Consider the following 25,953-nt stretch of genomic DNA (forward strand, 5'->3'; position numbering starts at 1 on the left):
TAACCACAAAGGCACAAGGAAATCACTAAGTTCACTAAGCTTTGTGTTCTTTGTGACTTCTTAATGAACTTAGTGTTTAAACAATGAAAGCCACAATAGAACTAATTGACCAAACTGTTACAATCGACCTATCAAAACCAATTGATATTTCGATTCCTTTGACCAATACCGACGAAAATCCTATTGCTTGGTATATCGAAAAACCGGTTATTGAACCAGTAGTTTTTGGGGATTGGGTTGGGAAAGTATCGGAAGGAAGCTCATCGACCAATTTTAATAATATCTTCTTCAATCCACACGGTCACGGTACGCATACCGAATGTTTGGGGCACATTACAAGTGAATTTTACAGTGTGAATCAATGTTTGAAACAGTTTTTCTTTCGAGCTGAATTGATTTCTGTGGTGCCAGAAATGCAGGGGGAAGATTTAGTTATTACATTAAAAAGCCTCTCGACTGCGCTTGAGGTGACATTACAATCGGGTATTTCTTTTGAAGCTTTAGTAATTAGAACTTTGCCTAATTTTAAATTAAAAAAACACCAAAACTATTCGAATACCAATCCACCGTATCTTTCGGAAGAAGCGGCACATTTTATTCGTGAGAATGGCATTCAACATTTATTAATCGATTTGCCTAGTGTAGACAAGGAGAAAGATGAGGGAAAATTACTGGCGCACAAAGCGTTTTGGAATGTGAAAGATGTGCAAAATCTGAATGCAGATGCTAGAATGAATTGCACCATCACCGAAATGATTTATGTGCCTGATGAAGTGCTAGATGGTCCTTATGTATTGAATTTGCAAATCGCATCTTTTGAAAATGATGCCAGTCCGAGTAAACCTATTTTATACCAAATATGATTCACGTTTCTACCGATAAAGCAAAGTTAGATGTTCTTTTCATTCAAAATTTTTTGAAGGATATTTATTGGGCGGCAGGCCGAACGATTGAAGAAGTTCAAGTATGCATTGATAGTTCGGTATGTTTTGGGATTTATAAGGATGATGCCCAAATTGGGTTTGCCAGAGTGATTACGGACTATGTGGTTTTTGCCTACGTTATGGATGTTTTTATCGCTGAGGAGTATCGAGGTAACGGATATGCTTCGATTTTGATACAAGCGATGCTGGAAGAACCGCAATTGCAACAAGTAAAAATCTGGCGATTGGCCACAACAGACGCACATTTTTTATATCAAAAATTTGGATTTACAACTTTAGCTCATCCCGAAAAGATGATGGAAAAAATAATACTATGAATTTAGAAACATTTTATGAATACTGTTTGTCTAAAAAAGCAGTAACAGAGCATTTTCCGTTTGATGAAGATACTTTGGTTTTTAAAGTAGGAGGTAAAATGTTTGCATTGTCCTCATTAAAGCAATGGGAAAAGCAAGAACCCTCGGTGAATCTCAAGTGTGACCCCGAGCGCGCTTTAGAATTGCGTGCCAATTATGACGCCATTAACGAAGGGTATCATATGAGCAAAATACACTGGAACACCGTTGCGATTAATCAAGATGTTCCAGATGCTATGCTCAAAGCATTAATCGACCATTCGTATGACTTGGTTTTTAAAAGTCTTACGAAAAAAATACAGTCCGAAATTGCTGATTTACCTATCGATTAGACGACGATATGTCCCCAGTTCTCACCAGATTTAATGCGGAAAATTTGCATTTCGCTGACACCAAATTGCTTGGCAATCATTTTAATCCTAGTTTTTCTGTTGGGATTTTGTAGCATTTTTTTGATGCGCATCACTTTGGTCACCGTCAATTTTCTACCATCAGATTTGATGTTGTGTTCTAGCAAATTTTTTCTTGCTTGAATCACGTGTGGACTTTTTCGGTTGTGTTCCAAAAATTCTTCGCGTGTCGCCCATTTCAAGTTTCGAAGGGAGTCGTTGTCACGCACATAATCTAAATGTAGAACGTGAACTTGGTCTTCGGACTGTTTTGGGATAAAATGCTCCGCAATGAGTTTGTAAAAAAAGAGATGTCGGTTGACTGGTTTTTCTCCAGAATTGATTTTGTAGCGAAAAATACGGTAGCCGTCTATGGTGCTTCCTTTTAATTCACGACCTTCTTCAATTTTGTCTTTGAAACTAATCAGCCTTCCTCGGCTGGTAATTGCATATCGCAATTGCAAGGATTCGTGTACGTCGAATTCTTTAACTTGTTCGTTTGGATATAATCGAATCATATGTGGCTTAGATTGATTTGAAACAAATATAATTAAATATTAATGTCATCCTAAAAAAAATGCAGCACGAAATCTGTATTTTATGTTAAAATTTGGTAGGGTCTTTTTCAATTTTTTTCGAACGATTTTTCAACTCTTCTATTCGATAATTTATAATTGGGTTTCAATAACCAATCAAAACATAAATGAAGGAGAAAAAGAGAAATCATTTTAAGTAATAATTTACCAAACCGAAACCCAAACTAATACAGACTATACAATACTTGTGATGTAGCGTGTTATTTTTTTGTAGGTCAAACTTCTTCCTATAAACTAATGATGCAAATATGATTTAGTAGCTTCAAAAGGAGCAATTACTAGATTATTGATAGAGCAAAAAGGATACTTTTTTAGTTTCTTACTTGGTTTTTAGTTAAGTAGGATTCTGGTAGATTCACTCTCAAAATACTCTTCGCAGAAAAAGCGGCTGTATTCTTTTGCGGTAGCACTCATTTTTTGATAAAGCGCTGTGTTTTGGAATAATTCGTTCAACCTTCTAGTAAGTAATGGGATATTTTTGCTGTCAATCAAAAAGCCATTTTCACCTTCTTTTACTAATTCAACTACACCACCCACAGGAGGAACAATTGTTGGCAATCCATAGGCCATTGCTTCTAGAATTGTAAGACCAAAAGTCTCTACTGATGAACGAGTATCGGATAAATTCAGTACGATACTAGCTTCCTTGTAAAAAGGATGTGTATCTTCTTGTTTTGGATAAATAACTAAATTATCTGGAAGAAATTCTAATTTAAAATAGTTGTCAATTTCTTTCTGAGAAGCATCCAATACCAATTTGAATGTATAATTTCTATTCAAATGTGAAAGTTGCAAAAATTCACTTACCCCTTTATTCGCTTTTAAAGAACAAATCATTAAAACAATTTTGCTTTCTTTTTGAGTTGCTTTAATGCCTTTGCATTGGTTTACAAAATCTTTTTCTAGTACGTTGTAAATTACATTACTTTTAATTTTTAGAGGTTCTTGCTTAGCTAAGAAATCAGAAACATAAACAACTTCATTCGCTGTCCATTTTACAACGTTAAAAAGGAACAGTTTGAAAATTTTTGGAGTCAAGCTGGTGTCGTGAATATGATACATAATTTTGCACCCTCTTATTTTTCCTGCTAAAGCAGCACCAAATGGCAATACCGTATTGATATAAAGCGTATCCGATTTTTTTAAAGTAAAAAGAAGTTTAGTAAACAGAATAAATTGGCTAGTTATAATAAATAGCAATTTTAATATTGGATTTTTAAAAACGGGATACCAAAAATAATTAGTAGTAGTTTGTGTCATAGTAGACAAAAAACCTTTTTTACCTCTACCCATATAAAGTTCGGTATCGATGTTATTTTTGGTCCAACCTTTTATTAGTTGTTTCAAAACTTTGGAGCTTTCACTAAAATCGTTTGCTAAATGTACGGCTATAATTTTCATAATGTTATTTGTTATAAATGTTGTGTAAATAGTTTTTTTCTCTCTGTTATTTTAGATTGGCTTTTATGCCATTGTTCTTTTTAACTTATGCCAAGAATTATGCTAATGTTACAGAAGTCTCGTAAACACTGGGATTGTCTATTTTTTGGCACTGAAAAGTTTCCAAATTTTGGATTATTGAGTGGTGAAATGGAAAAATTCGAGTAGTTCTCGTTCAGAAAAGTTCTGCCAAAGAAGTTGCATTCCCATAGTAATAGAATGCCTTTATTACAAGAGTTTAAGAAACAAAAGAGGGCTGTATTTTTATACGGTTAAAGTATTGTCTTCACAAAAGTTCTTTAGAGCAACATTTTGGACAAACTTGCTCACATATTAGAATGGAGAATACATGGTTTGGATTTCTATTTATTGTGCAATTTTGTTGTAGATATTTTTTAAATGAGTGCCTCGACTTTCCCAACTAAATTTTTCTTCATAGTGCTCACGTGCTCTATCACTCATTATCTTGGTAAGATGTGGGATTTTGTAAAGTTTTAAAAGCGCTTGTTTTAAACCGATTACAGTATCGGTGTAGCTCTGCTCAGGTACTGCAATACCCATAGCTTCTGTAATGTATTGTCCAGGGCCATCATTATCTAAACATATAATGGGCAAGCCAAACGATAGTGCTTCAGCAATCACCATTCCTGCGCCTTCGTGTGAAGGAAATAAGAAGACAGTTGCGTCTTGGTATTTCTGCATCAATGATTGTTGGTCCATCCATTCTAAAATTTCTATACAATCGTTAGCATCGTTTTGGTCTATTATTTTTTGATACAATTCTTTCTCAGGTCCTGTTCCAATTAGAGTTAGTTTGCAATATTTTTGCTCTACCCTTGGCAAGGAACGTACAAAACCGATAAATGCGTTGATAGTCAAATCGAAACCCTTTAAGGCAACAAACCGACCAACACTCAAAACATTGAATTGGTCGCTTTTTTCTTTTTTTGCAGAAAAAAAATCTTCTGAAGCGACAGGTGGATGTATAGAGTAATTCTCTTCTTTTAATCCCAAATTATTAGGGACATTGCGATTCATACACCAAATATGCGTACTGTTATCAATTGTTTTTTGAAATGATTTTGAGTGTTTCCAAATTAAATTTTTTACTATCCAGTTCAACTCGTTAATCAAATGGTGTTTTTTAGAATACAACTTTAGGTATTGTTTTGGAATACGAGAATTAGAACCAACGGGTCCCCAAACCATAGGCTTGTTCAGTTTCCATAAAAAACTAGGCATCCAATCTGTATTAAAGTTGACGTTGTGAACAATATCAAAACAGAGTGTTTGACTTTTTACAAAAGGAACTATTCCCCGTTGCCACATATAATAATATAGCAATCCTCCACGACCTTCTTTTTTCCAAAATCGCATCCAATAAGGCAAATCAAAATACAAGAAGGTGATATTGTTGAATACTGGATTTTTATTTTCCTTGAGATATTTTTCAATTGGAGCCTGGTTCTTTTTACGAGTGATTGCAATCACTTTTTGATAGCGAGCAATTTGGACAATGAAGTTCCAACCCATTTTTTCTTTAGAACCTCTATAAGGATTTACGGTGTAGCAAGTTGCTAAAATTGTTTTGATTGACATGACTTCTATTTTTTATTAATGTGGTGCATTCATCACCAAGTGATAGTATTCTTTTAAAAGGATTTCTATAGTATTTTGTAAACCAATTTGAATCAACTGTTGTTATTGTGTTGATTGTAAACAAATTCGAGGTTGAGGTCATTTCGCCTAACAACGTTCCCTTTGGATTTTTATATCGAAACTACATTTTGTAGTAAGGAATAGAGTAACCCAACGTATTCCAAAGGGACTGATGGAAGGCAGCGGTATTTATAAGGATTAAATTAAAATGCGTATTTCCTAAATTGAATAGTATTTTATTAAGATACTTTAGTTCATTATGGTTAGCGTTTTCAATACTTGATTCATTGTGACATCAAAGTCTACATTATTGATAGATTGGTAGATGCTTGAACTCCTTCTTTTTTGTTGACTTTCGAACAACTCTCTGTAATCTGAAGTAAGTTCCTCAATAGCATTTTTAGTAGGTTCTTGTTCTCTTTTCATAAGGGTAGAATCATCTGCAAAAAGCAAGAAGTTAAAATCTGGTTGCATTAAAAAATGATACCCAAAGGCTGTTAGTTTTTTAGGCAAGAGATTGTCACTTTGTTTACTGTCATTGATGAAATCAAAGTAGTATTTATCATAGACCACTACATATCCGCGAATAATGTATTTGAAATAAATCACGAATTGGCCAATCATATAATCCAAATAGTAGTATGAAAATCGAAACAACGAGGCAACAGTAGTTTTGTTTTTTTCTTGGCTTGACTGAGTATTTATAGTAACTAATTCAGTTGCTTCTTTTGATTGGTTCCAATTACTTAATAATGGTAATATGGAGGGACGTTGACGTAAAACTACTACTGGCTTACGAAGCTGTTTTTGTATACGTTGCGCTATTTTTTCAATCACTGTTGATTTTTCAGTATCATTTATGCCGCTAAAAGTAATGACGTATCCGCTTTTGTTGGTATAGTTTTGCAACATATCAAGAACAGCCATAATGCTATTTTTTAAGTATAAAAGGGATTGGTTTTTAGGGTTTTTCTTGATGAATTGTAGCAATCTAGATATGTCGCTTTTGTTGTTTTGAATGCAATAGTTAATTTGCAAATCCAATACATTTTGAGATTTTTCTAGTAGTGGTAGGTAATGACTATATCGACTTGGAACGTTAGTATTTGTTAACAAACTCGATAAGGCTGTAAATCTAGCAGAGTCTATAGTGCGCGCTTGTTTAATTCCAAAAGGGGATAAAGGATTATTTTTATAAACTTCATGCGCATCCATTACTTCTAAACCACGAACTTTTATTTGCCAAATTAAATCCAAAGCCAAAATGCTTCCATCTACAAGAACAGCTTGAATTGCATACTTGAACGATTTTTTTTGAACCGAAACACGACTCACCAAATGATGATTCATCAGAAGATGCAATAATTTTTTGGCTCCTTTTTTTTCGATTACAAGGTCAATATCGGAGGCTTCGTTTAGTTTTTCTGGAGCAAAATTTGGGAATTTTAAAGCGCCATATTCGCTGTTTTGGATGCTATCAAAAACTTCCATAATTACTAATTCTCTTGGCGCTTTATCTTCTTCAAAGAATAAATCCAATCCTTCATTCCAAAGATTCAATAACCTTTCGATTTTATTTTGCCATTTTTCTTGTTCAGCATATTCTTTTAGGTAATGCATGCAGTTGGTTAAGAAATACCATTTTAGCTGCGTTTTAAAGGTGTCTAAATCATTATTAAAAAGACAGTTTCCTTTGCTATCAACACATTGTTCTTTTAAGTCTTTGTAAATGCTTGACCAATTTTTTCTATCAACTAATGCTCCTTGTTGAATAACAAAATGAAAATAATCAAAGGCATACGGACGGTCTACTCGTGCTAATTCCCAATCATATATAGCGATAGTGTCGCCTTGTTCGAATTGATTCCAAGGAGTGAAGTCCCCTTGAGAGAATCCAATGGTAACTCTTTGTTTATTGGTTACAGTATTTAATAAAAATTCTATTTTGCGTACCAAGTTTTGAGGGATTCTTGAGTCTTGAATCTCTAGGAAGTTTGATTCTAATTGACGGAACCAAGCCCAATTTTCTACCGCAATGGTTTGTTTTTTTATCAAGGCCATTTCGTTCAATACTTTCAAATGGCTATCTGAAATTTTGGTCTTTCTTTTACCATTTATTGATACATCAGAGAGTTGTATGATTTGTTTGTTGACCATACGAACCAATGGAGTTGTAAAGCTTTTTGGAGCTAGTTGCAATTCTTTCAACACTTTGTATTCGTTTTCTATTAACTCAATAGCATTTTCAGTACAAGCAATTTTATAGAAGGTTTTGTTGGCATACAAAACAGCTTTGTTGTTAGACACCTCCGAACTCGTAAATAATGCCCAATCACCTTTGCAATCAAAAAGAGGATTTTCATCAACAGTATAAAACCATTTTTTTTGTTTGAAAAAAAGGCGTTGCAATTGTAAAGCAAAAATCACTTGAATCATTTTTGTGAACAACCAAGAACTTTTGTTTCCTGCATTATAAAATTTCAGAAACGAAGGAACTTTATTTTGAGAATTCCAAATCCATTTTGGGGAACCATCGCTGTTGGCGATATAAGATAACTTGATGCTTTCTTCGTTTCCATTTATTTTCTTTGGAGAGAAATCGTAGCCGGTTAATTTTAAAATTGCTTTCATGATTATAGTGTTTTGTACTACAATCAATTGGAAAACTGTGCCAAAACAAGAAACCCTTGATTTTACTGGGGTTTTGCACTTTATCTGATTGATTTTTGTTCCATATTTTGGAAAAAAGTCTTTTTTTGGTAATGTTGAATAATGAAATGTGGGTGTTTTTTGAGAAATAGTTTTTAAAACAAGTTAAGATGGAAGTTGTTTCATTGCCAACTACTTAAATGAACAAATGCTCATTAGAAGCAGAGTTCCAATGAGCATGAGTGGAGTTTATAATTTTTTTATTGTCAATAATTCCTAATCGAGTTGTGCCAATAATTTTCTTTCGTTTATAGAAAAAGTTTTTCCGATAATTTCTTTGTATGCAACTAAAGATTCTTTTTTAGAAAGTAATTGTAAACCTTGACGTTTATAAAGATTTTTTGTGCTAACAGAGGTGCCATCGATTTCTACTGTAAAACTTTCTGAAAATGCAGTAGAACGAACGATTATTTTATGATATGTTTCCTTTTCAAAAAGAAGCTTTTTACTTTCAAGTGCAATTAGTTGATTTTGGTTTTTGTATTCTAAGACATTATAGGTTTTGTAACTGCTCAATAATAGGAGTAATACAATAGAGAGGATAGTTGTTTTCATCTTTATGGTAATTTGGGTTTTTATAAAAAGATATTAAGTAGTCGTCTGACCATTTTTGGATTGGATTTGTTTAACTCTATTTTGACATGATGGATTTTATCAATGATGTTTGTCAATTTTTCGCACACAGCGTTGTCTTTTACCACGTAGTCAAAAGCACCATGTTTCAAAGCATCTACAGCAATTGCAATACTTTCTTGCCCAGAGACCATTACTACATAAATGTTGGGATTATGATATTTGATTTTTTTTAATACCTCAAATCCAGAGAGGTCTCCCATATCGTAGTCCAAAAATACAATATCAGGATTTTGGTGCAGATTGTCTAAACAATCATTACCATTGCTGAAATGCGTAATATCAGTGAAATTTTGGTTTAAAAGATACTGCTCATAGACGTTGGCACAAAAGATATCATCATCAACAATAAAGAATTTGAATTGCGGTTTGCTTTCCATAGTTTAAAATTTTGTAACCCCAGTACTAATTTTAAGCCAAAAACCGCTAGCCCCTATGAATTAAGGGAACTTATAAATTTGGTATCTTTTTTTCTTCCAATATTTGGAAAATATTCCAGTGATAAATGGATTTATTCGTTCAATTCATAGGTTGTAAGTTGAGCAATTGCCAATGTTAAAGTAGATTTTATAGTGTGAAACGCATCTATGATTTTCTCTTTGTCCGTTTCTACTTTTACTGTGCTTTCAAAACTTATCATTTCAGGTAGTATGCGTGAGATACCAAGACTTTCTACACTTGGTTTTATTTTGTGGATTAATCTACTTACTACATCATAATCTTCTTCATGAATGGCAATTTCTATCTCTTGCATGATTTTAGAAGTTTGTTCAATAAAAATGCGAATCATTTTTTGAACAAAATCTATATTTCCTCGGCTTAAATTCCTTAGTATGGATAAATTGTAAACGATGTCTTCAGTTGCTTCTGATATAAAATGCGTATCTTTTTTCGTGCGATTTACGGTTAATTTTGCTATGGTTTCAATTAATAAATATTCATCGAAAGGCTTTGTTACATAGTCATCCATACCTGCTTTTTTACAGTTATCTATTTCTGTTTTGAAAGCATTTGCGGTAAGAGCGATAATAGGTGTGTTGATTTTAAATTCGTTTCTTATGATTTTTGTAGCTTCAATTCCATCCATTTCTGGCATTTGAATGTCCATTAATATAATATCATAGATGTTCTTTTTTAATAGTTCGAGCGCTTCAAGTCCATTTTCGGCTTCGGTTACTTTACAATTAAAGTATTGCATAGAATTTTGTAGCACCATTCTATTCATTTTATTGTCTTCAACTAACAATATTGATAGTCCAGAGATATTGACATCAAGTTCTGTTTTGTATTCTTTTATTTTATCTGGATTTCCTTTTTCTAAAGGCAGAATGATGTTAAAAGTTGTTCCTTTTCCTTTTTCACTTTCAATAGTTATTTCACCATGCATTAATGCTATTAATTCTTTTGTGATAGCCATTCCCAAGCCGGTTCCTCCAAATTTTCGGGTAACTGCTTTATCTTCTTGGGAGAATTTTTTGAAAATGGTTTCGATATAACTTTTATCCATTCCAATTCCTGTATCGGTAATTTTGATAAGGATTTTTTGAATGGTAGGTCGGTCGATAAGGACTTCACATTGTAAATCAATTCTTCCCTTGTTGGTAAATTTTATTGAATTTCCAACTAAGTTGAATAAGATTTGTTCTATGCGAAGTGAATCGGCATTGAAAACAGGAAAGGTCATTTTTTCTAAGTTAGCGGTTAGTCGTAACCCTTTTTGTTTCGCCAATGGATGCAAAACTTTAATTACTTTATCTATGGATTCTTGAAAAAAGAAATCTTCTTTTTCAAGTTCCATTTCACCCGCTTCTATTTTAGAAATATCGAGTATGTTATTTAATATGGCTAATAAATGACGCGAAGCAATGGTGCTATTGTCAATATATTTTTTTTGTAATTCGGTTAGTTCTTGTTTTGCTAATTCTCTTAGAAAACCAATAATAGCGTTTAGAGGAGTTCGGATTTCATGACTCATATTTGCTAAGAATACCTCTTTGGCTTTAGAGGCTTCTTCTGCCTTTTGTTTTTGTTTAATGAGCTCTATCTCGAGTTGTTTTTGTTCGGTAACATCAAGATGAATTCCTACGGAACCCACTAAGTTTCCTTGGTCATCAAAATTGGGAGCACCACTTATAGCCCACCATTTGAGTTCTCCTCTTTTATCTTTTATAGGGATTTGGTATACATCTGAAACACCTTTTGAACGAAGTTCTTTTTTTTGTTGCATCTTTTCTAAATTTTCACCAAACACAAAAATTTCTGATGGATTTTTACCTAATAAATCTTGTATTTCATAACCTGACATTGTTGCAAAACTTTGATTCGCAAACTGAATTATTTCATCATTATTTACCTCAATCAGTCCTAGGTTCATATTAGAAATAATGTTACGGTATTTTTCTTCTTGAAATTTGAGTTTGTTTTCTGCATTTTTTCTTTCGGAAATGTCTTGTATGAACGAACAAAAGAAGGATTCACCATTCAATTCTAAAGGAATAATTGCAATTTCAATTGGAAACTCTTCGCCAGATCTTTTTACAGCAGGTAATTCGATATTTTTATTCAGTACTGGTCCTTCACCAGTTGCTAAATAATGTTTCATACCTGCATTGTGACCCTGATGATGCTGTTTAGGTATTATGGTTTCAGTTAATGTTTTTCCTAAAACTTCTTCTTTTTTCCAACCAAAAATAACTTCGGCTTGGGTATTCCAAAAAGTAATGTTTCCCTTCTTATCTATAGTAATAATAGCATTTAGAGATGAATTCATAATACTTCTGTTGCGTTCCTCACTTTGTTCCAAAAGAATTTGGTTGTGTATGCGTTCCGTAACGTCAGTGTATTTCCATAGATGGCCTTTATACTGATCTTCGATTATGATGGGAATGTAATCTCTTTCGTAAAAAAGATTGTCTTTGGTTTCAATCAATTCTCGAATCACTATTTTCTTTTCTTCAATGATTTCATTTATTCGATTAACAAATTGTTTCTCATCTTTAAAAAGAAGTTTGGTATTGTTGATTAACTCTCTACAGTCTCTTCCAATCATCTCATTTGGTGAAAGGGTAATGTGGCGCATATCACAAAATAGTTGGTTGGTAAATACAATTTTCCGATCCATATCTTCAACCATAATTCCTGATTGAAGGTTCGCCAAAAGTGTTTTTAATAAAACTAAATTCTCTGAAAGTTGGTGCTCTGCTTCTTTTCTTTTGGAAATATCCTGAAGGAAGGCACAGAAAAAGGTTTCTCCATTTTGGGTAATAGGAATAATTGAAATTTCTGCCAAGAATTCGTTTCCTGATTTATGAACTCCTATAAGTTCTACATGTTTGTTTAGAAATTCGTTATGCCCTTCTGTTAGGTACTGATAAATGGATTGTTCCCAAAGTGCTTTATTTCGAGCAGGAATCATGAACTCTGTAAATACTTTTCCTAATACTTCATTGGGTTTATAGCCAAATGTTTCTTCCGCTTGATTGTTCCAAAAAGTAATTTTACCTTTGTCGTCTACAGTAACAATAGCATTCAACGAGGAATTCATTACAATTCTGCTGCGTTCTTCACTTTGTTCTAGTAGGGTTTGATTTTCAATACGTTGGGTAACATCGGTGTATTTCCAGAGATGACCTTTGTATTCATCGGCAATATAAATAGGAATATAATCGCGTTCAAAAAATTTTCCTTCTTCGGTTTCCAAGAGTTCATTGGTTACAACTTCTCTTTTCGAAAGAATTTTTGCTATTCCAGCGCTAAAAGAGTCTGGGTCTTTAAAAAGATGTTTCGATTGTTCTGCAGAGTTGGTGCAATCTATACCTACCATTTGGTCTGGTGATACTGGAATCGAAAACATATTACAGAACAATTGATTGGTAAAAAGAATTATTCTGTTTTCGTCTTCGACTAAGATGCCAGAACGAAGATTTGCTAAAAGTGTTTTTAAGAGTTCAACAGTTCGTAAGAGATTTTTTTCGGTATTCTTTCTCTTCTCAATTTGTTGGTTTAAGTATTTTGAAATGAACAAGATGTCATCTACAGCATCATCTGGTTTTATGGTTTTATAATCGTCCTCTAAAGCCTCTAAACTGTCATACAGATTAGCAATAGATTGTTGTTTGAGTTCGTATTCTTTTTTTAAATCTTGATGAATTTCATTGTATTCTTTTTCACTTTCTTTAAACGAATGATTCATCAAGTCTTTGTCTCTTTCGTAAGACGAGTAAGAGTCATTAACTGCATTCAAAAAAGCCAATACTGCCGGATTTTGCATCAAATCGGCAGAGAGATGTTTGTTGATTTGCTTTTGTAAAAGTTTGTGAAGGTCTGCCATAGATTAGAGTTCATTAAGACACGTGATAGTCATGGTTTGATTGTGCAATTCACATCCAGAAAAAGGACGCAGCGGAGAAATCTCACCATAGGAGTAAAATCCCGTTAGCAAAGTGGTATTGCTTAATATATCAGAAACAGCCTCTACCTCTTCGTCTATGCGGTTGCTTAAAATTACCTTTCTTCCTACACAGCTGATCAGTAAAGCCAGTTTGATAGAATGTTTATTCATATTTATGCAGTTATTTGCGGCATCACTTGCAGCATCTATGAGTTTGTCAAAGTTGGCTTTCATGAATCGGACTTTGCTACCAAGCGGCAGGTCGCCAGCAAAAGTCATGGATTGGTTTTGTTCGTCTATAGATAAAATCGTTCTAACAATTAGGTCATCTTTGTCATTAAGTTTTATTGAGAGCGGAAATAGCAATGCGGATCCAGGTAATTCTTCTGCATATTTTCCGAGGTAGGTTTTGTATAAATCCAACACATTTTTATGATCAATTTCATAAAGAACATTTCTATCAGATTTGGTAACTGTACGTTCTAATCCAAAACTTTCCCAGCCGCCAATCGAACCGTGGGATACTTGAAGTTTTTCTCCATAAAAACCTATAGCTATAACTTTCCCCGAAGTAGGTACTTGATTTAGACCCACAAATGTTTTTTCAAATTTGGCACCATCACCAGCCAGTCCACCGGTAACCAAGACTTTACTTTCTGTAGCATCGTTAATTCCTTTTACGAGTTCGCTTCCGTTAACTTTTCCACCGTCTGAAAGAACAAAAATCAATTTGAGCGCCTCTTTAGGTAGTTTAGTCACTAAGGCAAGCCCAGCATCAAAGCTATTGTCATAGTCTTCTATGTTTACCTCAGAAGTAGTAATTTTTGTATCTGCAAATTCAATCGCAACAAGAGAAATAGTATTGTCAAATACTTCTTTATCAAATATTTCCCCAGCTGATGAGGCCATTGCTAAAGTAGCATTTGGGAATTTTTCCCGAATTTTTGCAAAATTATTTTCATCAGCAACTAATGCGCTTGCACCAAAACCAATCACTAAATTAGCATCTTTTACTTGTAATTGTTCTTCGTTGATTTCTTTGACAAAAATTTCATTTTCGTATAAAAAGGAAGCTACTTTCATAAAATCATTTTTTTAATTCAACCGTTTGTAAAAGATTGTATATGGTCGATTTACCAATATCAAGTTTCTTTGCAGTTTTGAGCACATCATTGTTATTTTTTTTCAAAAAATAAAGAATGATGTCTTCTGTATACTGCTTTAATGTTTTTTCTTGAGATAGGAACAAATCATTCGAATTGATGCTATTAAAGCTTAAGTCATCCGCTGTTATTTCGTTGCTGTCGCACATCACACAAGCCAAATCAATTACTGATTTTAATTCTCTTATATTTCCAGGAAAGGCATATTTAAGTAGTTTATCCTTTGCGTCTTTAGACAAGCCAAGAGTTGCCATTTTGTTTTCTTTTGCAAACAACTCTATAAAATGTTTTGCCAATAGTAAAATGTCATTTTCTCGCTCTCTTAATGGTGGGAGCTCAATCGGTAAGCCTATGATTCTGTAGTACAAGTCTTCTCTGAAGTTTCCTTTTTTGACTTCTTGAGCCAAATCTCTATGAGTCGCAATAATCAGACGGGCATTGAATTTTATTTTGGTAGTGCCGCCAAGTCGTACCACTTCTCTTTCTTGAAGAACACGCAATAATTTACTTTGAAGATTCAAATCCAATTCCGCTATTTCATCCAAAAAGATGGTACCGCCGTCAGCCTGTTCAAATTTTCCAGTTTTCCGTTCATTGGCTCCAGTAAAAGCTCCTTTTTCATGGCCGAAAAATTCGCTTTCTACTAATTCCTTTGGAATAGCAGCCATATTTACTGCAACAAAAGGTTTGTTTTTGCGGTCAGAATTATAATGAATCGCGTTGGCAACAACTTCTTTTCCTGTTCCTGTTTCTCCAGTTATAGAAACATTGATATTGTTGGATAAGGCTTTGTTTATTTTATTAAAAACATTTTTAATGGCGGTACTCTGTCCAATGATTGTTTTTTCAAAACTGAATTTTTGTTCTAATTTTTCTTTTAGAATTTCAACTTCTTGAACAAGATTTCGGTTTTCTTTTATTTTTAGAATGGAATTCCAAAGTAAATCTTTTGAATGTGGGCTTTTAACAATATAGTCGGTTGCACCAGATTTTAGAAAATCTACAGCTACGCCAATATCTTCTTGTCCACTAATAATTATTATTGGAATGCTGTTGTTGATTTCCTTAATTCGCTTTAGCAATATATCACCCGTCATATCAGGAAGTCCAAAATCAAGACAAATGATATCGGGTTTTTGATGTAAATTATTAAGACATTCTTTTGCAGACCCGTATAGAAAAACCGTAAAATCTGGATTTAACTTTAGATGGTATTTTAAAGTTTCTCCAAAGAAAGGGTCGTCTTCAACTATGAAAATTTTTAATTCTTCCATAAGATTCGAGGATAATTTCTATCTAAGTTAGTAAAAATTAAGATATTACGACATTCTTTTGTAAGATTTTTTTTTGAGAGTAATCGTTGTTTTAAAAAAATCTTTCGATTACTTTTAATAATTATTATATTTTAATTAAGTAATGGTTTGCAAAAACGGACTAACCAATTTAGGCATTACTTTTGTTAAGGTATTTTAGTACTAACCAAAATAAGGTTTTGATAAACAAAAAAATAATTATTCTAGTAACATAGTATTATAATGAAAGAACAAATCAAAAAGTTTTTAAACGAAGAGCAAGACCCAAAGGCAATAGAGAAAATTACAGCCAAGCTCAACGATATTTTAATGAAAAACGAAGAGGTAGGTTATATTGGCGTACAAAAAAAACCCGCTTTGACTGTTTTACCAGATAGTATCGTTTTGACCAATAAAAGAATTATCATTTGCCAACCGAAAAACTTAGGACTTTCGATGCATTTTATTGATTACACTTGGGATGAGGTAGATGGCGCTTTTGTAAAAGAAAATATTTTAGGTTCAGAGTTTACTTTCTCTACCAAAACAGAATTGCAAGTAACGATTGACTACATTCCAAAAATTCAAGCGCGCAAAATTTACACTTATGCAAAAGAACAATTGGATAGTTTGAAAAATGGAGCAACCACTCCAATCGCCGATGCAGTAATTACTCCCGAAGCTGAAATTATTGAAGAAGTAGAAACAGAAGAAGTAACAAATTTTGCTGAAATTATGCCTGCAACTACTACTCAAGAAGCAAGTTTTAGTATTGAGGCAGAACCAGTAGCTAGCAATGTTGGACTAAACCAAGAAGAATTGTTTGCCAAATTACAAAATTATAAAAAGCTATTAGACAATGGTTTGATTCTGCAAGGCGAGTACGATGCCTTCAAGAAAGAAATCTTAAGTCAGATGTAATCTTATCGAATTAAAATGAGGCACCCTGTTTTGTTTATTCAAAGCAGGGTTTTTTTATGACTTTTTTGTTGTGTAACATAAGTTACTGTTCGCTAACGTCATGAAGACTAATTTTGTAGGGTAATATTAAATCAATTCATTATGACTACAACGGTAATTATTGGTGGAAGTTTTGCTGGAATGACTGCTGCACTTGAAATAAAACGAAAAGGAAAAGACGAACATAAAGTAATTTTAATAGATAAATCCCCCTTATTTTTATTCATCCCTTCTTTGATTTGGGTTCCTTTTGGAAGAAGAGATATCAAAGATATTTCTTTTAAGAAAGAAGGCATATTGACCAAAAAAGGTGTCGATTTTGTAAATGAAGAAGCTACAAAAATTGATGCCACAGCGCAAGTCGTATATACAGACAAAGGAACTTACCACTACGATAATCTTGTTATAGCAACAGGACCAAAAGTTAAATATGACATAGCTCCCGGAGTTGAAGAGTTTTCGCATTATGTGGGTACACCCAATGGGGCGATGAAAATTAGAACAGCGCTACAAGAATTCAAAAAGAATCCCGGGCCAATCGTTATTGGGGCTACTCAAAATGCGGGATGTATGGGAGCAGCGTATGAGTTTTTATTCAATATTGAAAAATGGTTACGAGAAGAAAACATTCGTAAAAAAGTTGATTTGTATTGGATTACCCCAGAAGATTATTTGGGACATTTTGGGATAGATGGTATGCCAATGGGCGAATCTATGTTGAAAGGATTTATGAAAATGTTCAATATTCATTATAGAACAGAGGTAGGAGTAAAAGAAGTTCAAAAAAACAAAGTAATCTTAACGAACGATGAAGAACTGCCTAGTGATTTTACGATGTTAATGCCGCCTTTTGTTGGTGTAGATTTGGTGACTAACTCTCCTGACTTGCACGCTACTCCAGCGGGTTATATTCCCGTAGGAGATGATTATCGCCATCGTGATTACAACAATATTTGGGCAGCAGGAATCGCTGTTGATGTGAAATTACCTTTTACACCCAAATCCGTTCCTTTTGGTTCTCCCAAAACAGGTTATCCTTCTGATGAAACTGGAAAAATTGTAGCCGAAAATATTATTCGAGTTGCCAAAGGTCAAACCCAATTAATCAAAAAAGAATGGGGAAGAATACCTGGACTTTGTATTATGGATGCTGGAAAAAAAGAAGTGATTATTTTTTCAACTTCCTTGTTCAAACCAAGAACTTTTGCCATTATGATTCCGAACATTATTTTCGATTTTAATAAAGTGATTTTAGAGAAATATTTTCTTTGGAAAAGCAAGAATGGTTATGCCTTTTTACCCTAAATCGTTGTTAGTTTTATAAAAAAAACGTCCGTATGGACGTTTTTTTGTGGGATTATAGAAGATTACAAAGTGCTTTTTTGTTTTTCTACAAAAGTATTCGATTGTAATTCCAATAAATCTGTTGCGTTTTTTCGTTGTAACTCATACAATCTTTTGTCTTCGGCAATATCCGCATACACTTTGTCGTGCATACTCGCGCTGGTTTGTACCAAAAGAGTGCGTTGGTATTTGTCCTGTTCTATTGTAGCTTTTAATGCTGTTTCGAGGTCTTCTAGTTTGTAATCATATTCCCCTTTGGGTGATAATAATTTGGCAATAATAGGCGAAGTTTCTATGGCTAAAAACAGTAACATTATGAAAAAAGAAGGTAACCAAGGCAAACTATTTAAAGCATTGATTCTTGCCATCAGTCCATCAAAACCATCAATAATAGGTTGGGTTTGTGTTACTTTTTTGTCCAAATCGGCTTCCAATTTTTTGTTTTCTTTTTCTAACACCGCAATTTTGGCCAAATTGGTTTTTTGTAAGGTATCCAATTCTTTCTTAGACAAATCGTGTTTGGCAATTTTTTCTTTAAAGACAGGACCTTTACCTAGTTTTTTGGTACCAGCTGTTCCTTCGGCTTCAGCAATGTAGGTTTCATAAAGGGTATTGACTTCTTTCTCTTTTGTACTGATTTCGGTTTTCAAATTGGTGATTTCGGCTTTGTTTTTATCCAAATCGGTTTTGAAATAATCGGCGACTTCTTTTTTGTTCTTCAAAGCCATCGCATTTTTCTCTTTCAAAAGCACCGTGTTGATTTCTTTTTCGAAGATTTTAATTTCCAACGGTTTTGAAATCACAATCGCAATGATGATTGCCAATAAAATACGGGGAGTAGCTTGCAAAAATTCTGCACTTAGCTTGTCTCTTTTTCTAATGGTCGATACTATAAAACGATCTAAATTGAAAATAAGCAAACTCCATACTAGTCCAAAGGCTATTGCTGGATATACGCTATCGAAAACAGTAAATAGGGCATAGGCACTCGCCAAAAAAGCCATTACGGCAGTAAAAAATACGGTGGCTCCAATACCCACAAATTTGGTTTTTTCGCCTTGGGAGCAACCTTCAAGCAGGTTTTTATCAGCTCCTGAACATAAAATAAAAAAGGATTGTAACATGATTGATTGATTTTTTGATTGATGAGTACAAATTTAACGCCAAAAATGATTCAAACGATAAATTACTGATTGTATTTTACTTACGACAAGACTTTTTTGTTCATTTTGAGCTGATGTTATGGTTATGTTGCAACTAGGTTATAGCTAGGTTAGGGTTGTGTTACGAAAGTTAGTTAGTTTGGTTGAACCATAACAAATTGTTAAAACCTGCGTAAAATTGTGTTAAATAATTCGGCTTAGTTTTGCGTTTTAACCATTAAATACTTGTATGAAAACAAAATTACTGTTGCTGTTTTTCTTTACTTTTCTATTTTCTCAGGCCCAAAAAGGGGTGATTTCTGGAAAAGTTGTTGATGTAGATGATAAGTTGCCTTTGCCCGGAGCTTTGGTACAAATAGTTGGTATGAATAAATATGCGGTTACTGATTATACTGGACGCTATGAATTTTTAAATGTATCCCCAGGAAATTATAGCCTTCAAATTAAATATATGGGATATGCTTCTGCAACCAACGAAGTACAAGTTAGCGAAGGAAAAAATGCTGTTATTGATTTTAGTTTAAAAGCTGCAGGAACAGAATTGAATGAAGTTGTGGTTGGGGATATCTTAAAAGGACAAGCTAAAGCTTTGAACCAACAAAAAAACAATAAAAACATTGGTAACATCATTTCCTCTGACCAAGTAGGTCGTTTTCCAGATGCGAATATTGGAGACGCTTTAAAAAGAGTTTCGGGTGTGACGATGCAATACGATCAGGGTGAGGCAAGAAATATCATCATTAGAGGTTTGGCGCCTTCTTTGAACTCAGTGAGTTTGAATGGTGACAGGATTCCTTCTGCCGAAGGGGACAATCGTAATGTACAAATGGATTTGATTCCATCGGATATGATTTCTACTATAGAGGTAAACAAAACGCTTACTTCTGATATGGATGCTGATGCGATTGGTGGTTCTGTGAATTTAATTACGAGAGCAACGCCAAATAAAGAGCGTATTTCTGCAACATTGGCGGGTGGGTATTTGCCAATTCGTGAAAAAGGAAGTTACACTGCTGGTTTGGTATATGGTAATCGTTTTTTTGATGCTAAACTTGGAGCAGTTTTAAGTGCTTCGTACAATAATGTAGATTATGGATCGGATAATATCGAAAACGAATGGGTAAAAGATGAATTCGGTAATGAATTTCTACAAGCTGCAGAAATTAGAAAATATGATGTGCAAAGAATTAGAAGAAGTTCTTCTTTGGCTTTAGATTATAAATTTGACGATAATAATTCCATTTTTGCGAACGCAATCTACAATTGGAGAGATGATAAAGAAAACCGATTCAGAACTACCTATGACGATATCGAAGCGGTTTATGATGCAGTGGATACCCAAAAAATTATTGGTTATGAAGGAAGAGTAAGACGCCAAACTAAAGGTGGAGTTGACAATAGTAGAAATGAAAACCGGAGATTAGAAGATCAACGAGTACAAAACTATTCGTTGAGAGGAGAGCATTTGATTCATTCCACTCTAGATTTAGATTGGTCTGCTAACTATTCTAAAGCAAGAGAATACCGTCCAGGTGAGCGATATATTGAGTATCGTCAAAAAGGAGTAGATATGACTCAAGATTTTTCTGAAAGTAAATTTCCATTATTGACGACTTCAGGTGAATCTATCGCTAAATTCAAATTTGATTCGGTTACTGAAAATACAGACGATACTAGCGAAAGTGAGTTTGGAGCAAAAGTTAATATACGTGTGCCATTTACCGTAGTTCCATCTCAAAAAGGAAGACTTAGAGCAGGTTTAAGATTAAGAATAAAAGAGAAATCAAGAGACAATAAGTTTTTTGCCTATGAGCCAGTGAACAGCGGTATGGGACTTTTGACTGATGTAAGTACGGTTACTTTTGATGGAAAAGGATTCAATCCGGGTGCCAAATACATCCCTGGAACATTTGCTTCGGCTGCTTACTTAGGAAAATTAGATTTGAACAATGCTTCATTATTTGATAAAGAAGAAGATCCTGCCGAGTTTTTGACGGTAAATTACAATGCCAAAGAGAAAATATACGCTACTTACTTAAGATGGGATCAGGATTTTAATGATAAACTTTCTATGGTTCTAGGATTTCGTGTAGAAAATACTAAAATCGATTATACAGGAAACAGAGTATTAGATGAAGAAACTTTAGAAGGTCAAATCAATAATACCAATTCGTATACTAATCTTTTGCCTAGTTTAACCCTACAATACAAAGCCAACAAAGATTTAGTTATTAGAGCGGCTGCGACTACAGCTTTGGCAAGACCTGATTATTATGCTTTAGCGCCTTATGTAAATAATATTGCTGCTGATAGAGAAATTGCCGCTGGAAATCCAAACTTGGATGTGACCTTTTCTAATAATTATGATTTGATGGTAGAAAATTACTTCAAATCTGTCGGAATCATTTCAGGAGGTGTTTTTTATAAAAAGTTAGATGATTTCATTTATAATTTTAGTGATAATCAATATACCACCGAGAAGTTTGCAAAAGATTTTCCAGGTCAGGCAAATCCAATTCCAACAGGTGAAAATTGGTCATTCATTCAGCCAAAAAATGGAGACAAAGTAAACGTATTTGGTTTTGAAGTAGCTTTTCAGCGTCAGTTAGACTTTTTGCCAGGTGATTTCTTGAAAGGATTTGGTATCTACTTGAATTATACTTACACCAATTCAGAAGCAAAAGGAATTGCTGACGAAGATGGAAATGAACGTAAAAATATTAGCTTACCAGGAACTGCACCTCATATGTTTAACGGTTCTTTATCTTGGGAAAACAAACGTTTTTCGGCTAGAATTTCTACTAATTTTACCTCAGATTATTTAGACGAATTAGGTTCAGAGGCATACAATGATAGTTATTATGACAAACAGTTCTTCTTAGATGCTAATGCCTCATTTAAGATAACTTCAAAATTGCGAATTTTTGCAGAGGCGAATAATTTAACCAACCAACCATTGCGTTATTATCAAGGCGTGGTTGCGAATACCAAACAAGTCGAGTACTATCAAGCTCGATATAACTTCGGGTTGAAGCTTGACTTGTAGTTTGTTGTCAGTAGGTGTTTTGTTAAACAAACAGGAAGTCTTTCCTGTTTGTTTTTTTTAATTTAGAGGAATGAAGAAAATACTATTTTGTTTTTTTGTGGCACAATTGCTTTGTGCGCAAACGCCAGCCCAAAGAGAATTATCAGGTTATACCGGAGGTTATTTGTCTCAATTGCAACCATCCGCTAAGAGCTTGAATTTTTTATTGATGGGAGATTTTGGACGCTATGGGCAGTTTTACCAAAAGGAAGTAGCTACCCAAATGGGAAAAGCGGCTGCTACTCTCGATTCTAAATTTGTGATTACAGTAGGAGATAATTTTTATCCCAATGGTGTTCGCAGTACACAAGATTATTCTTGGATGGCTTCTTTTGAATCGGTTTATACGGATTACAGTTTGCAAAACGATTGGTATGTTACTTTGGGGAATCATGATTACAGAGGCAGTTTAAAAGCCCAGATTGACTATTCCAATGTAAGTAGGCGTTGGCATCTGCCTTCAACTTATTACAAAAAGATGATTGAACTAGAAGATGGTAATAAACTCTTGCTTTTGGTTATGGATACTTCGCCATTTATAGATAGCTATTATAAAAAAGGTACGGATATGTATGATAATCTCATAGCACAAGATACCACAGCACAAAAGAAATGGCTAATTAAGGAGTTGGAAACGAAAGATGATGCGGTTAAATGGAAAATAGTCGTGGGACATCATCCCTTATATAGTGGAGGCAAAAGAAAAGACAGTCCAGAGACAAAAAGTTTTGAGAACAAATTTGCTACTATTTTTGATACTAATAAAGTAGATGCTTATTTCTGTGGTCATGAGCATGATTTGCAAATTATTAAACCCAAAAATCGATACACCACTCAGTTTTTGTCGGGTGCTGCATGCGAAGTAAGGCCTTCTGGAACTCGAGAAGGAACCTTGTTTTGGGCTGAAAAAGCTGGATTTATGACTTTTTCTGTGACCAAAGACCAATTATTGGCACAAGTGGTCGATGCTGAGGGTAATGTGATTTTTAAAACGAATATTGATAAAAAAAAGTAAGAAATGAATAAATATAATAGTTTGATAGTTGTTGCAGCTTTTGTAACATCTTGTTCTAGTTCATTAGCTCCCTTGCGAAAAGATGGACTAAAACCAACAGTAGTAACCGAAACTGTTTTGCATGATACCGATGATCCAGCCATTTGGATTCATCCAACAAACCCACAAGAAAGTCTTGTTATTGGTACAGACAAAGACACTGATGGTGGTTTGTATGTTTTTAATTTGCAAGGAAAAATCATAAAAAAATCAGAAACCATCAAGAGACCCAATAATGTGGATATTGCTTACGGTTTACAAATCGATGGCGTACTGACTGACATAGCGGTAACTACAGAGCGTGAAACGAATAAAATTCGCATTTTTAGCCTGCCCGACTTGAAGCCTTTGGATAACGGTGGTATTCCTGTTTTTGAAGGGGAATTGGAAAGAGACCCAATGGGAATTGCAATTTATACACGTCCATCAGATAAAGTTGTATTTGCCATTGTAGGTAGAAAATCGGGACCTTCAGGTTCTTATTTATGGCAATATGAATTGAAAGGAACTTCGAATGCTAAAGTAGAAGCTACATTGGTGCGTAAATTTGGTGCTTACAGCGGGAAAAAGGAAATCGAAGCCATTGCAGTTGATAACGAATTGGGAGCAGTTTATTATTGCGACGAGCAATTTGGAATTCGAAAATACAAAGCCGACCCTTCATTAAATGACAATCAAGAGCTAGCATTGTTTGGACAAAAAGATTTCAAATCGGATCATGAAGGAATGGCCATATATAAATCTTCTGCTACTACGGGATACATTTTGGTTTCTAATCAACAGGCCAATTCTTTTATGGTGTATCCTAGAGAAGGAAGTAATGGTAATCCGAACGATTATAAACTATTAGCAGAAATACCAACTTCTACCATAGAATGTGATGGTGCAGATGTTACAGCTATTAATCTCGGGAAACCTTTCGATACAGGATTATTTGTTGCTATGAGCAATGGAAAAACCTTTCATTTTTATGATTGGAAAATCATTCAAGAAGCTATCGATAAGCATAAAAAATAACGGTCTTTGTTTGTAATAAAAAAAGAGCTGTTCTTTGCGGAACAGCTCTTTTCGTTTTGGTTGGTTTATTTTGGTTTTGTTTTGGTAATTTTTATGCTTTTGGAGCACCAGCTAGAATTTCTTCATTGGCAAATTCTTCAAATTTTTCAAAGTTTGCTTTGAATTTTTGAGCTAGTTCAACTGCTTTTACGTCATATAGTGCTTTGTCTTCCCAAGTATTTCTTGGATTTAAGATTTCGGCTGGAACATTTGGACATTCTTGTGGAATGGCAATTCCAAATACGTCATGATTTACAAAAGAAACCGCATCCAATTCACCATTTAAGGCTGCTGTAATCATAGCACGAGTGTATTTTAACTTCATTCGGCTTCCTGTTCCATAAGCACCACCTGTCCATCCTGTGTTAATCAACCATACGGTAACATTGGCGTCTTTCATTTTTTTGCTTAACATTTCGGCATATTTTGTAGGATGCAATGGCATAAATGGTGCACCAAAACATGCTGAAAAATTAGGTTGTGGTTCTGTTACTCCAGCTTCTGTTCCTGCTACTTTTGCAGTATAACCAGATATAAAGTGGTAAGCCGCTTGACCTGGAGTAAGTTTTGATATTGGAGGAATAATTCCAAAAGAATCAGCCGTTAAAAAGAAAATATTCTTTGGATTTTTACCAATAGACCCTGGTTGAATATTGTCAATATGTGTAATTGGGTAGCTTACTCGAGTGTTTTGTGTAATAGAAACATCATCAAAATCTACTTCGTTGCTTCCTGCTTTAAAGACAACATTCTCTAAAATAGCTCCTCTAGTGATGGCTCTAAAGATATCTGGTTCATTTTCTTCTGATAAATTGATTACTTTGGCATAACAACCTCCTTCAAAGTTGAAAACAGTATTTTCGTTTGTCCAACCGTGTTCATCATCACCAATTAGTTTTCTTTCTGGATCGGCAGATAGGGTTGTTTTTCCTGTTCCTGAAAGACCAAAGAAGATAGCTGTATCTCCATTTTTACCCACATTGGCACTACAGTGCATTGGTAACGTATTTTTGTAAACAGGCAAGATAAAGTTCAATGCAGAGAAAATTCCTTTTTTCATTTCTCCTGTATAACCTGTACCACCGATAAGTGCAATTTTTTTAGTAAAATCTAAAATAGCAAAATTGCTCTGACGTGTTCCGTCAACTGCTGGATTGGCCTCAAAACTTGGAGCACAAACCACAGTCCATTCTGGAGTAAAGCTTTCTAATTCTTGTTCAGTTGGTCGTAAAAACATATTGTAGCAAAATAAGTTTGCCCAAGGTGTTTCGGTTACTACACGAACATTCAATTTATAATTAGCATCGGCACATACATAAGCATCTCTAACAAAAACTTCTTTGTTAGATAAGTGAGCCGTTACCTTTTTGTATAAAGCATCAAAAGCAGCTGGCTCGAAAGGGATATTTACTTTTCCCCACCATACTTTGTCTTCGGTAATGCTATCTTTTACAATAAAACGATCTTGAGGTGAGCGACCTGTAAATGTCCCTGTATTAATGGCTAAGGCTCCTGTGGAGTTTTCCATTCCTTCACCTGAAGCGATAGTTAAATCGTGTAATTCATCTGGAGTTAATTGATACTGAATTTTGGCATTCTCAATTCCTAATTTTTCTAACGAAATCGATTTCGTAAAAAGGGTGTTAGTGTCCATAAAATTGTAGTTAGTTTTTATTTGTTTCGCTGTAAAAGTATAAATTAATTTTTAAATACCCTTTTT

19 protein-coding genes are annotated in these 25,953 nt (G+C 34.2%); 8 read left to right on the forward strand and 11 right to left on the reverse strand.

Annotated elements, in window-relative coordinates; translation table 11 throughout:
• The first annotated feature begins 83 nt into the window (after positions 1-83).
• From ACSVH9_RS05895 to ACSVH9_RS05905, 3 genes are read left to right on the forward strand one after another with little or no spacing between them, the layout of a single operon-like run.
• Positions 84-863, forward strand: coding sequence for a cyclase family protein (locus ACSVH9_RS05895; protein WP_438062893.1), 780 nt, complete (start codon positions 84-86; stop codon positions 861-863).
• Positions 860-1,261 (forward strand): GNAT family N-acetyltransferase, encoded by a 402-nt coding sequence (locus ACSVH9_RS05900; protein ID WP_438062894.1) that lies wholly within the window; start codon positions 860-862, stop codon positions 1,259-1,261. The genes ACSVH9_RS05895 and ACSVH9_RS05900 overlap by 4 nt, the downstream gene beginning before the upstream one ends.
• A complete protein-coding gene (locus ACSVH9_RS05905) occupies positions 1,258-1,632 on the forward strand; it encodes an MmcQ/YjbR family DNA-binding protein (RefSeq protein ID WP_438062895.1) in 375 nt (124 codons plus the stop codon). Before ACSVH9_RS05900 ends, ACSVH9_RS05905 begins: the two co-directional genes overlap by 4 nt.
• On the opposite strand, the gene ACSVH9_RS05910 is transcribed toward ACSVH9_RS05905, so the two are convergent.
• The 9 genes from ACSVH9_RS05910 to ACSVH9_RS05950 all read right to left on the reverse strand — a co-directional run bounded on the left by ACSVH9_RS05910 (position 1,629) and on the right by ACSVH9_RS05950 (position 15,553).
• On the reverse strand, positions 1,629-2,207 hold the full coding sequence (locus ACSVH9_RS05910; protein ID WP_159688045.1) for a hypothetical protein: 579 nt from the start codon (positions 2,205-2,207) through the stop codon (positions 1,629-1,631). The two genes, ACSVH9_RS05905 and ACSVH9_RS05910, sit on opposite strands and share 4 nt — an antisense overlap.
• Positions 2,208-2,615: 408 nt before the next feature.
• Positions 2,616-3,686 (reverse strand): glycosyltransferase family 4 protein, encoded by a 1,071-nt coding sequence (locus ACSVH9_RS05915; protein WP_438062896.1) that lies wholly within the window; start codon positions 3,684-3,686, stop codon positions 2,616-2,618.
• Positions 3,687-4,091: 405 nt separating this feature from the next.
• Positions 4,092-5,324, reverse strand: coding sequence for a glycosyltransferase family 4 protein (locus tag ACSVH9_RS05920; RefSeq protein WP_438062897.1), 1,233 nt, complete (start codon positions 5,322-5,324; stop codon positions 4,092-4,094).
• A gap of 309 nt (positions 5,325-5,633) precedes the next feature.
• Complete coding sequence (locus tag ACSVH9_RS05925; protein WP_438062898.1) at positions 5,634-8,015, reverse strand: hypothetical protein; 2,382 nt, start codon at positions 8,013-8,015, stop codon at positions 5,634-5,636.
• Between the two features lie 294 nt (positions 8,016-8,309).
• Entirely contained in the window at positions 8,310-8,648 is a 339-nt protein-coding gene (locus tag ACSVH9_RS05930; RefSeq protein ID WP_438062899.1) for a hypothetical protein, read from the reverse strand.
• A 20-nt stretch (positions 8,649-8,668) separates the two neighbouring features.
• On the reverse strand, positions 8,669-9,106 hold the full coding sequence (locus tag ACSVH9_RS05935; protein ID WP_438062900.1) for a response regulator: 438 nt from the start codon (positions 9,104-9,106) through the stop codon (positions 8,669-8,671).
• 131 nt (positions 9,107-9,237) lie between these two features.
• A complete protein-coding gene (locus tag ACSVH9_RS05940) occupies positions 9,238-13,056 on the reverse strand; it encodes a PAS domain S-box protein (protein ID WP_438062901.1) in 3,819 nt (1,272 codons plus the stop codon).
• A 3-nt stretch (positions 13,057-13,059) separates the two neighbouring features.
• A complete protein-coding gene (locus ACSVH9_RS05945) occupies positions 13,060-14,199 on the reverse strand; it encodes an FIST signal transduction protein (protein WP_438062902.1) in 1,140 nt (379 codons plus the stop codon).
• 4 nt (positions 14,200-14,203) lie between these two features.
• Positions 14,204-15,553, reverse strand: a complete 1,350-nt coding sequence (locus ACSVH9_RS05950; RefSeq protein WP_438062903.1) for a sigma-54-dependent transcriptional regulator — start codon at positions 15,551-15,553, stop codon at positions 14,204-14,206.
• A gap of 261 nt (positions 15,554-15,814) precedes the next feature.
• Between ACSVH9_RS05950 and ACSVH9_RS05955 the strand changes: the two genes are divergently transcribed.
• The gene (locus ACSVH9_RS05955; RefSeq protein ID WP_438062904.1) at positions 15,815-16,492 is read left to right on the forward strand and encodes a PH domain-containing protein; all 678 of its coding nucleotides are present in this window, start codon (positions 15,815-15,817) and stop codon (positions 16,490-16,492) included.
• 141 nt (positions 16,493-16,633) lie between these two features.
• The gene (locus ACSVH9_RS05960) at positions 16,634-17,836 is read left to right on the forward strand and encodes an NAD(P)/FAD-dependent oxidoreductase (protein ID WP_438062905.1); all 1,203 of its coding nucleotides are present in this window, start codon (positions 16,634-16,636) and stop codon (positions 17,834-17,836) included.
• A gap of 62 nt (positions 17,837-17,898) precedes the next feature.
• Here the strand turns inward: ACSVH9_RS05960 and ACSVH9_RS05965 are convergent, their stop codons facing one another.
• Positions 17,899-18,999: a DUF4407 domain-containing protein gene (locus ACSVH9_RS05965; RefSeq protein WP_438062906.1), complete on the reverse strand. Its 1,101-nt coding sequence runs from the start codon at positions 18,997-18,999 to the stop codon at positions 17,899-17,901.
• Between the two features lie 268 nt (positions 19,000-19,267).
• On the opposite strand from ACSVH9_RS05965, the gene ACSVH9_RS05970 reads away from it, so the two are divergent.
• The 3 genes from ACSVH9_RS05970 to ACSVH9_RS05980 all read left to right on the forward strand — a co-directional run bounded on the left by ACSVH9_RS05970 (position 19,268) and on the right by ACSVH9_RS05980 (position 24,194).
• The gene (locus tag ACSVH9_RS05970; protein ID WP_438062907.1) at positions 19,268-22,084 is read left to right on the forward strand and encodes a TonB-dependent receptor; all 2,817 of its coding nucleotides are present in this window, start codon (positions 19,268-19,270) and stop codon (positions 22,082-22,084) included.
• Between the two features lie 70 nt (positions 22,085-22,154).
• Positions 22,155-23,138 (forward strand): metallophosphoesterase, encoded by a 984-nt coding sequence (locus ACSVH9_RS05975; protein ID WP_438062908.1) that lies wholly within the window; start codon positions 22,155-22,157, stop codon positions 23,136-23,138.
• Between the two features lie 3 nt (positions 23,139-23,141).
• Positions 23,142-24,194, forward strand: coding sequence for a phytase (locus ACSVH9_RS05980; RefSeq protein WP_438062909.1), 1,053 nt, complete (start codon positions 23,142-23,144; stop codon positions 24,192-24,194).
• A 91-nt stretch (positions 24,195-24,285) separates the two neighbouring features.
• Here the strand turns inward: ACSVH9_RS05980 and pckA are convergent, their stop codons facing one another.
• Entirely contained in the window at positions 24,286-25,887 is a 1,602-nt protein-coding gene (pckA, locus tag ACSVH9_RS05985) for a phosphoenolpyruvate carboxykinase (ATP) (RefSeq protein WP_438062910.1), read from the reverse strand.
• Positions 25,888-25,953: the final 66 nt, after the last annotated feature.

Origin of the sequence: Flavobacterium sp. RSSB_23, assembly GCF_051547145.1 — a bacterium.
GTDB lineage: Bacteria > Bacteroidota > Bacteroidia > Flavobacteriales > Flavobacteriaceae > Flavobacterium.